7 protein-coding genes are annotated in these 8,234 nt (G+C 69.6%); 5 read left to right on the forward strand and 2 right to left on the reverse strand.

Going from position 1 to position 8,234, the window contains the following annotated elements:
* On the reverse strand, nucleotides 1–353 hold a 353-nt coding region (locus VI078_05915), incomplete at its 3' end, for a cyclic nucleotide-binding domain-containing protein (protein HEY5998825.1).
* Between the two features lie 136 nt (nucleotides 354–489).
* Nucleotides 490–4,215: a S8 family serine peptidase gene (locus VI078_05920; protein ID HEY5998826.1), complete on the reverse strand. Its 3,726-nt coding sequence runs from the start codon at nucleotides 4,213–4,215 to the stop codon at nucleotides 490–492.
* A 422-nt stretch (nucleotides 4,216–4,637) separates the two neighbouring features.
* Between VI078_05920 and VI078_05925 the strand changes: the two genes are divergently transcribed.
* From VI078_05925 to VI078_05945, 5 genes are all read left to right on the forward strand, one after another.
* Nucleotides 4,638–5,216, forward strand: coding sequence for a Fe-Mn family superoxide dismutase (locus VI078_05925; protein ID HEY5998827.1), 579 nt, complete (start codon nucleotides 4,638–4,640; stop codon nucleotides 5,214–5,216).
* Nucleotides 5,217–5,504: 288 nt separating this feature from the next.
* Entirely contained in the window at nucleotides 5,505–6,389 is an 885-nt protein-coding gene (gene argB, locus VI078_05930) for an acetylglutamate kinase (GenBank protein ID HEY5998828.1), read from the forward strand.
* A gap of 102 nt (nucleotides 6,390–6,491) precedes the next feature.
* On the forward strand, nucleotides 6,492–6,818 hold the full coding sequence (gene trxA, locus VI078_05935) for a thioredoxin (GenBank protein ID HEY5998829.1): 327 nt from the start codon (nucleotides 6,492–6,494) through the stop codon (nucleotides 6,816–6,818).
* A gap of 17 nt (nucleotides 6,819–6,835) precedes the next feature.
* Nucleotides 6,836–8,017, forward strand: a complete 1,182-nt coding sequence (locus VI078_05940; protein ID HEY5998830.1) for an acetylornithine transaminase — start codon at nucleotides 6,836–6,838, stop codon at nucleotides 8,015–8,017.
* Between the two features lie 25 nt (nucleotides 8,018–8,042).
* The coding region (locus VI078_05945) for a 4-hydroxythreonine-4-phosphate dehydrogenase PdxA (protein HEY5998831.1) at nucleotides 8,043–8,234 on the forward strand (192 nt) is incomplete at its 3' end.

The raw sequence follows: 8,234 nt of genomic DNA on the forward strand, positions 1-8,234 counted from the left end.
TAACTGAAGGAGACTTTGTCCATCCAGAGCATCAGGCTATGTTCCAGCGTTACTGCGCTGGCAGAACGGCCGACGCTGTCGATCAGGCTCATCTCACCGAGCAGGTCGCCTGCTCCCAGGATCGAGATGATCACGTCCCGCTCACCCTGCTCAATGTGGATTTTTACAGTGCCATACAAAATGATGTAGACCGCTTCCCCCGGCTGTTCGATGGTCAGTATGTTGCGCCCTGCTTCAAACACACGGCGATGCGCACGCTGGGCAACCCAGTCCAGTTGTGTTGGCGTCAACCCCGCGAACAGTGCGATGTCCGCGAGCAGGTTGCGAGTGCTGTCTTTTTGGACCTCAGTCATTGTGCGCATATTTTACCTCTATCCCCTGAGCTACGGGCGCCATGCCTTCCAACGCGGCGCACTATGCCCGATCGGCCGGTGGCCGTCAACAGAGGTCTCCTCTGGTCCGCCACATCGGGGTCCGGACCTGGCGGGGCTATTGCGCCCAGATCCGCAGCGTGCCTACCGGCGACCGACGGACGTTGCCGGCGCGATCCCTGGCGGTGAAGATGTACTCCCAGCATCTCGGCTGCGTCTGCGGAGCCAGCCGGAGCACGTACTCTCCTCCAAGGGCATCGTAGGTCATCGCGCGCGGAGCGCCGAAGACGTACTGGCCCGTCGCCCGCAGGCGGACGGAAACATCCCGGACACCCGAAACCCCGTCCAGCGCCCGTGCGCGAAGGGCCGGGGCCTTGCCGATCGCGAAACCTGCAATGGTCCGATTCTCCAGCACGGGCGCCCTGAGATCGGCGGTGATGCCGTCGGAGTGACCCTCGAAGGGCGGCAGTCCCGCGGCAATGGCGCGCACCGTGAAGTAGTACTTCTTGCCGTGTGCCAGCGCGAGGCCTCCCCTGGTCGTCGAGAGGCGCAGTCCCACGGATCTCCAGGGCGTGACGTCCGCAAGACCGGGCGCGCTGCCGATGGCGTAGGCGAACCGATCGGCTTCGACGCCGCTGCGCTGGAAGTACCACGAAGCCTCCAGCGTATCGGCGCTCTTCGTGAAGGCGCCGCCGTCATTCACCACCGGGAGGGGCGCCGGCGGCGAGCCGCTGGGATTCGCGCTGGTTCGAGCGGCGCTGCGCCGCCACTGCGGCCATTCCGGCGGCGACGTGAAGGGCCGGTGGTTGGTGAACGCCAGAGCCGCCCCCGGCCACCGGCTGAGGAAGCTGACGAAGTCGGTGCTGCCGTCGCCGTCGATGTCACCCACGGCGGGCTGGGAATAGACGCCGCGGCTCTCGCCAGCGGGGAAGCCGGCGACCGGCGCGGCGTCCTTGCTCAGCACGGTGATCCGGCTGCTGACGCAGGATCCCGCGATGCTCTCGAAGCAGGTGCTCAGGACGATCTCCTGCACGCCGTCGCCGTCCACGTCGGCGATGGACGGCGCTCCAAGGGGAAACTCCGTCCCCAGCGGCAAAGTCCAGCGCACGGCGCCGGAGGCTTCGATTACGCGGACCATGCCGGCGGTCACCTCGTTCAGGATGACCTCCGTCCTGCCGTCGCCCTCGAGGTCCGCCGCCGCGAGCGGTCCCTCGCTGCCGATCGCGGGCCATCCCGGGACTTCGCCGCCATCGAGCTTGTAGGCGTGGGTTCTCGAGCCGGACAGCCGTTTCTCGCCGACGAGTATCTCGAGGCCGCGGCCGCCGTCGAGATTGGCCAGGACGGGATCACCGAGGCTGCCTTGCGCGAGTCGAGGCCATCCCGCGACCGCCTTTCCGTCAAAACGCAGGACCCACAGGGGGCTGGGACGCGGCTCCGGGTGGGCGCCCGGCGTCTCCCTGGAGGCGGTTACCACGATTTCGGGGCGCCACGCGCCATCCAGGCGCCCCACCGCCAGCCCCATGTCGACGATGAACCCGCCGTCGGAAGACCCCGGGGCCGACAGCTCGACGGGCCAACCAGGGAGCGCCGTGCCATCCCCGCGGAAGACCCCGACCCACGGGGGATAATCCGCACCGCACGCGACGACGTCCTTGACACCGTCTCCATCGACGTCGGCAAGCGCGAGTTCGTCGGGGTACATCGCCAGGCCCAGCGCCGACTTGGGGAAGACTGGCCAGCCCGCCACCGGCAGGCCGCTCTCCTGGTGAAACGCCTTGATGGACGCTTGACCCGGCCAACGAGAAGGCTCTCTGACCAGGACAACGATTTCCAGGTCCGAATCCCCGTCGATGTCCCCCGCCGCCATCCGTACCACGTCGGCGAAGGGGTCTTCGGAGACCGCCAGGGGCCAGGGGGCGTGCGCGGATCCATCGCCCCTGAAGACGTTCAGCCCCATATCGCCGGCGAGCAGGACCTCCTGCGCCCCGTCGCGGTCAAGGTCCGCGAGCAGCGCGTCGGCATCGGCGCCCGCCGGGGAGGGGAACGTCAGCGACACCGGCCAGCCCGGCTTCGAGGGCAGCGGGAGGCGGAATTCGAAGGTGTTCCTGAAGACCTCCCCGTCGGCGGCGATCTCGAGTTCGAAGCGGCAGCGCTCTCCCAGCGCGGCCCCGGGGCTCACGGAAACGACGAAGGGATCCGCGGCGTTGTCCTTCATCTCCCCGGGTCGCAGTGCGCCGAAGACGGCGTCGGCATCCTGCACCGTCACGACCGGATCGAGGGAGGCGAGCCGGACCCGGACATCGCCTGCGGCGGCCCAGACGTTCTTGAGCGTGAAGACCAGGGCCAGCGTCTCGCCGGCCTCCGGCTGACCGTTCACGCTGTTGCCCGGCCGGTCGTCGTCGACGAGGCAGTCGAGGTACTTCACGAAGGGACGCGGTGAGGCCGTCAGGGCCGCGTAGGCGTTGACCCTCCCGGACCCCATGACATCCGACGCCACCGGGTCGGCGGAGCCGATGATCTGCCCCGCGATGAGGTCGTTCGACCAGTCCGGGTGAAGCGCCGCGAGCAGCGCGGCGACGCCCGAGACGTGGGGAGCGGCCATGGAGGTCCCCTGCGCGCGGTAGTAGGTTCCCCCCACGGCGAAGAGGCCCGGCCCGAACTTCTGGTACAAGTCGGTGCCCTCCGCCCGCAGCGAGAGGATGTTCACGTACCCGTAGTTGGCGCTCAGGTCACGGGCCCCGCCTCCGGGGGCCGACACCGCGATCCTGGCGCCGAAATTCGAGAAGGCCAGGGAGACGTCGTTCCGGTCGGTGGCGCCGACGGCGATCGCCGCGGGATGATTGTTCGGGGAGTAGGCCGCGACGTCCGCGCTGTCGTTGCCCGCGGCGAAGACCACGACGCAACCCAGGGCGTGGGCATACGCCACGGTCTCCTCCAGCAACGGATTCGACGGCCGGGCCCCGGTCGGCCCCCAGGAATTGTTCAGGACGTCCGCCCCGTGATCGGCGGCGTACTTGATGGCCGCTGCGCAGACGGCATCGGTGGCGTTGTCGAAGATCTTGAGCGGCATGATCTTCGCGAGCGGGGCCACGCCGATGACGCCCACGCCGTTGTTCCCCGCCGCCGCGATCGTCCCGGCCACGTGGGTCCCGTGGCCGTTGACATCCTTGGGGTCCGCGTCGCCGTCGCTGAAGTCGTAGCCGATGACGGCGCCCGTGCCGTCGCGCAGCACGTTGTCCCGGATGTCGGGGTGGTTGTAGTCGATGCCCGTGTCGAGCACGGCGACCACGGCGCCAGCCCCCCGGGTCAGGTCCCAGGCGGGCTCCGGATCGAGCTTCTTGACGCCCCAGAGATCGTCGTACGGCTGCCCCCAGCTGCCCGCCGAGGCATAGTAGGGATCGTCAGGGGAGAATGTGGGCCTGTTGAGATGGTTCGGCTGCGCGTAGCGGACCTGCGGGTCGCGGGCATAGGCGGCACAGGCGGCCGGGACGTCCACGCCGGCGTCCTCGAACACGACGCGATAGACCCCGGCCAGCGAGGGAACCGCTGCCGCTGCGGGGGCGCGGTCGAGCCGCCGGGGAAATTCCTTGCCGAGGCGGTCCAGCCGCGCCTCGCGGGCAACCTGGGCTTCATGGAGCGCGGCCCGGGCCGCTTCGACGGTGACCGGCCCCTGGGGAAGACCGTCTCCCGCGTCCTCTTCGAGGAGCCTCTCGAATCGCCGGACCTTGAACCGGGCGTTGAGACCGTCCAGGTAGGGGTCCCCGGTCAGACTCTGGAAAGACTGCCCTGTCGCCTCCAGGCGAGCCGCCGTCGCCGACAGCAGAGAATCGTCCCGAAAGCGCACGATCATCTCGCCGGGACGATGGTCCTGAAGCGCTTCGCGACCGGCGACGGGGGGGACGGAACCGTCCTCCGAACGCGAGCGCGCCCTTCCCGGGACCGGCGTCAGCTGGAGAACGCACAAGCCCACGCATGCCACGAAAACAGACAGCCGACGAATGTTCCCCCATCGGCACATGACTCTTCTCCCGGGGCAGGCTCCGCTCTCGTGGCCAGTATACGCCAAGGCAATTCGCCAGCTCAATCGCCGCCCCAGCCTCGGCACGGCCGCAGCGGGAGGGCGTCGTGCCGGACAAGGTTCTGCAGGTTGGAGGAGGCCGATCGCTTTCCCCCGCCCGCGCGCCGCCGCAGTTGCGCGCCGCCCGCCGAGGCATTACATATTAGGGGTCGCACCACAGGACGGCCATCACCCAAGGGAGGCGCACCATGACGTACGCGGCGAAGGACTACGCGAAGCTCCTCGGCACGCCGGGCTTCTCCGAGACGCTCCTCAAGAACCACTTCACCCTCTACCAGGGCTACGTCGCCAACACGAACAAGCTCCTCGACACCTTCGCGGCGATGCTCAAGGACGGCAAGGTCGCGGCGCCCCCCTCCCCCGAGTACGCGGAGCTCAGGCGGCGGCTCGGCTGGGAGTTCAACGGCATGCGCCTGCACGAGCTGTACTTCGAGAACCTCGGGGGCGGCAAGCCCCTGTCGGCCTTCCCGGCGCTCGAGAAGGCGCTCGCAGCCTCCTTCGGCAGCGCCGGCGACTGGGAGAAGGACTTCCGCGCCTGCGGCACGATGCGCGGCATCGGCTGGGTCGGCCTCTACAAGGACGGGGACCGGCTGATCAACTTCTGGATCAACGAGCACGACGTCGCCAACCCGGCCGGCTGCAAGCCGCTGCTGATCATGGACGTCTTCGAGCACGCCTTCATGCTCGACTACGGCCTCAAGCGCGCCGATTACGTCGAGGCGTTCATGAAGGCCGTCAACTGGGAGGCCGTCGCCGCCAGAATGTAACCAATCGCCCGGGTCAGTCGGGAACGGTCTTTTCCGCCCCTGCGGCGTGGCGGATCGGGCTGCTTGTGCGGCGGGCACCAGCCCGCCTCCGCGCGCCCTTCCCCGCTGCCTTGCAGGAACGAAAAATCCCGCACTCGACTGACTCGGGCAGCGTGGGCACGTGCCGCCAATGCAACGAAGAGTTCGCGGTCATCGCGCCGGCGGTTCCGGTCGTGCGGACTTCTTGTTCCGCCGTCACGGGGAGTGTTAAGATTTCCGGGCCGCCGGCTGCGGTGAGGGGACGTCCCGATGAAGACGCAGATCGAGAAGATCAAGATCCTCTTCGAGACGCTGCCCTACATCCGCAAGTTCGCCGGCACGACCGTGGTCATCAAGTTCGGCGGCCACGCCATGGTCAGCCCCGAGCTCAAGGGCCTGTTCGCCGAGGACATCGTGTTCCTCAAGTACCTCGGCATCAACCCCGTCGTGGTCCACGGGGGCGGCCCGCAGATCGGCGCGATGATGGAGCGCCTCGGCATCAAGCCGACGTTCGTCGACGGGCACCGCGTCACCGACGAGGAGACGATGGACATCGTCGAGATGGTCCTCGCCGGCAAGATCAACAAGGACATCGTCGCCTCCATCCAGCGCGCCGGCGGCAAGGCGGTCGGCCTCTCCGGCAAGGACGGCTTCCTCCTCCAGGCGCGCCGCAAGAAGCTCAAGGTGACGCGCAGCGGCACGGCGGAACCGGAGCTGGTCGACATCGGCCTCGTGGGGGAGGTCACCGCCGTCGACCCCGACGTGGTGCGCGCGCTCGAGGAGTGGGACTTCATCCCGGTGATCTCCCCGATCGGCGTCGACGCCGAGGGGCACACCTACAACCTCAACGCCGACACGGCGGCGGCGGCCGTGGCGGCGGCGCTCAAGGCGCAGAAGCTGGTCTACCTCACCGACGCCGCCGGCGTGCTCGACAAGAACGGGGAGCTGCTGCCGACGCTGGATCGCGCCGCGATCGCGAAGCTCGTCAAGCGGGGCGTGATCACCGGCGGGATGATCCCCAAGGTCAACTACTGCCTCCAGGCGCTGGAGGGGGGCGTGTCCCAGACGCACGTCATCGACGGGCGCCTCGAGCACGCGATCCTGCTCGAGCTGTTCACCGAGCGGGGCATCGGCACGGAGATCCTCGAGGCGTAGCTGCCCGCGCGGCCGGGGCGCCTCCGGGGCGCGGCGTGAATCGCCGGCGCGGGAGATCGATCAAAAGAACCTGTCCGGACACAACCCACGAAAGGAGAAACGATGGCCGAGAACACCTTCGCCGCCACCGACGGCAACTTCGAGCAGGAGGTCCTCAAGTCGGCAGTCCCTGTCCTCGTCGATTTCTGGGCCGCCTGGTGCGTGCCCTGCAAGATGATCGCCCCGACCCTCGAGGAGCTGGGCGCCGAGTTCGCCGGCAAGGCGCGCATCGCCAAGGTCAACGTCGACGAGAACAAGGCGACCGCCGGCCGCTACGGCATCCGGGGCATCCCGACGCTGCTGCTCTTCAAGGGCGGCGAGCTCAAGGAGCAGCTCGTGGGCGTGCACTCCCGCCAGGAGATCGCCCAGCTGATCACCAAGCACCTGTAGGCCGGCGGGCGTCAGCGATGTCCGAAGGCTGGCTGGAGCGGGGCGCCAGGGTCCTGCTCGACAACTATTACCCGCCGCGCCTGACGCTGGTGCGCGGCGAGGGCTGCCGCGTGTTCGACGACGCGGGCCGCTCGTACCTCGACCTCATCGGCGGGATCGCGGTGACCACGCTCGGGCACTGCCACCCGGCGCTCGTGCGCGCCATCCGCGAGCAGTGCGGGACGCTCATGCACGTCTCGAACCTCTACCGCAACGTCCCCTCGGTGCGCCTGGCCGAGGCGCTCGCCGCCCGCGTGCCGGGCGCCCGCGCGTTCTTCTGCAACAGCGGCGCGGAGGCCAACGAGGCGGCGATCAAGCTCGCCCGCCGGCACGCGCACACCCGGTACGGCGCCGCCCGCCACGTCGTCGTCAGCGCCGAGGGCTCGTTCCACGGCCGCACGTTCGCGGCGCTGACCGCCACCGGGCAGGCGAAATACCGCGAGGGCTTCGAGCCGCTCGTGCCGGGGTTCCGCTACGTGCCCTACGGCGATGCGACGGCGCTCGCGGCCGCGGTCGGCGACGACGTCTGCGCGGTGCTCCTGGAGCCGATCCAGGGCGAGAGCGGCGTGCGCGTGCCGCCGCCCGGCTACCTGGCCGGCGCGGCGAAACTCTGCGCCGAGCGCGGGGCGCTGCTCCTGCTCGATGAAGTGCAGACCGGGATGGGCCGCACCGGCACCTTCCTCGCCTGCGAGGCGGAGGGAGTCCTGCCGGACGTCGTGACGCTCTCCAAGTCGCTCGGCGGCGGGCTCGCCCTCGGCGCGATGCTCGCGCGCGGCGAGGCTGCCGGCGCGTTCGTCCCCGGCTCGCACGCCTCGACCTTCGGCGGCAACCCCGTTTCGTGCGCGGCCGCGCTGGCGCTGCTCGAGACGCTCGACGCCGAGGGCCTGCTGGCGCGCGTCCGGGAGACCGGTGCCTGGCTGCAGGACGAGGTGCGCTCGCTCGCCGCGCGCCAGCCGAAGATCACGGGCGTGCGCGGCCGCGGGCTGCTCGTGGCCATCGACCTCTCGGTGCCGGCCAAGCCGGTGGCGCTCGCGGCCGAGGAGCGCGGCTATCTCGTCAACGCGGTGCAGGAGCAGGCGCTGCGCCTGGCGCCGCCGTTCGTGGTGACGAAGGACGAGCTGCGCGGGTTCATCGGGGTGCTCGAAGAGATCCTCCGCTAGCCCCACCCACCGCCCGGAGGTGCGCATGAAGCCGATCCTGGCAATCACGATGGGCGACCCGGCCGGCATCGGCCCCGAGATCGTCGTCCAGGCGCTGCGGTCCCGGCGGCTGTGGGACGCCTGCCGCCCCGTCGTCCTCGGCCGCAGGCCCGCCCTGGAGGCCGCGGCGCGCCGGCTCCGCGCGCAGATCGTCTTCGACCCCGTCGGCACCCGGATG

It is taken from the genome of bacterium, from assembly GCA_036524115.1.
Lineage (GTDB): Bacteria > JAUVQV01 > JAUVQV01 > JAUVQV01 > DATDCY01 > DATDCY01.